At 59.5% G+C, this 1298-nt stretch carries 1 protein-coding gene; it reads right to left on the reverse strand.

Annotation, left to right across the window (positions count from 1 at the left end; translation table 11 throughout):
• Positions 1-1298, reverse strand: a 1298-nt coding sequence (locus KBF66_RS15665; RefSeq protein ID WP_296659209.1) for an iron ABC transporter permease, incomplete at both ends; no start/stop codon positions are given.

Genomic DNA, 1298 nt, shown 5'->3' on the forward strand with positions numbered 1-1298 from the left:
ATGCACCTGCTGCAGCGCCGCCATGCAGGAGCGCAACGCGTAGGGCAAGCGTCGCACCGCATAGGCCATCATGATCAACACCCAGGTGCCGACCATCGGCGTGTCGGAAAACGGCACATTCACGCCCTTGAACAGCCGCAGATAGCCAATGGCCAGCACCAGCCCTGGAATCGCCAGCGCGATCGAGGCCAGGTAGTCCAGCCACTGGCGCGCCGGCAGCTGCGTGCGGTAAATCAGGTAGGCTATTGATGTGCCCAGCACAATGTCCAGCCCGGCCGACATCAGGCAGTATTTGAGCGTGTTGACGATCATCGATTGCGAGTCGTTGAACACCGTGGCGTAATGCGCCAACGTGTAGGCATCGGGCAACACCGAGAAGCTCCACACCTTGGCAAATGACATCAACAAAATGCCAAAGTGCGGGGCCAGCGTGACCAGCAGCACCAACAGCACCCAGCCATAGGCGAGCACTGCTTCCCACCCGCGCAAGTTCCGCCGTTGCAGCGAGTTGCCACCTTTTTGCAGCGTTGAGTAATCCTTGCCCTTCATCACTCTGGCTGCCATCCACAGCGCCAGAATCGAGAGCGAAATCATGATCACGCTGATGACATAACCCAGCGGGTCTTCAATGCCCACCGAGGTGATGCGCAGGTAGGCCTGCGGCGCCAGCATGTTGGTGACCCCCATCACCAACGGCGTGCCCAGGTCGTCAAACACCTTCACAAAGACCAGCGCCGCCCCGGCCAGGTAACCGGGCAAGGACAGCGGAAAGATGATGCGCCAGAACAGCCGCCAGCCCTTGGCCCCCAGGTTCAATGCCGACTCTTCCATCGCGCCATCAATGTTGCGCATCGCCGCCACCAGGTTCAGCAGGATGAACGGAAAGTAGTGAATGCTTTCCACAAAGGTGACCCCGACCAGCCCGTCCATGATCGGCACGCTGAAGCCAAACCAATCGTTGAGCAACAGATTGACCGAGCCACTGCGCCCAAAGATCAGCTGCAGCGCCACCGCGCCCACAAACGGTGGCATGATCAGGGGCAGCACGCCCAAGGTCTGGATCAGCAAGGCACCACGAAACTCGAAGCGCACCGTCAGGTAAGCCAGCGGCACCGCGATGATCGAGGCAAACACCACCGACGCCAACGCCACGCTCAGGCTGTTAAAAAATGCCTCGCGCAGCAAGCCCTGATTAAAGAAATTGCTGAAATGCCCCAGCGTCAGCGCACCGGTTTCGGTCACAAACGCGGTGTAAATCACCAGGCCCACTGGCCACAGCAAAAAGACCAGTAAGAACG

Origin of the sequence: Rhodoferax sp. (assembly GCF_018063565.1) — a bacterium.
In the GTDB taxonomy this organism is placed as follows: domain Bacteria; phylum Pseudomonadota; class Gammaproteobacteria; order Burkholderiales; family Burkholderiaceae_C; genus Rhodoferax.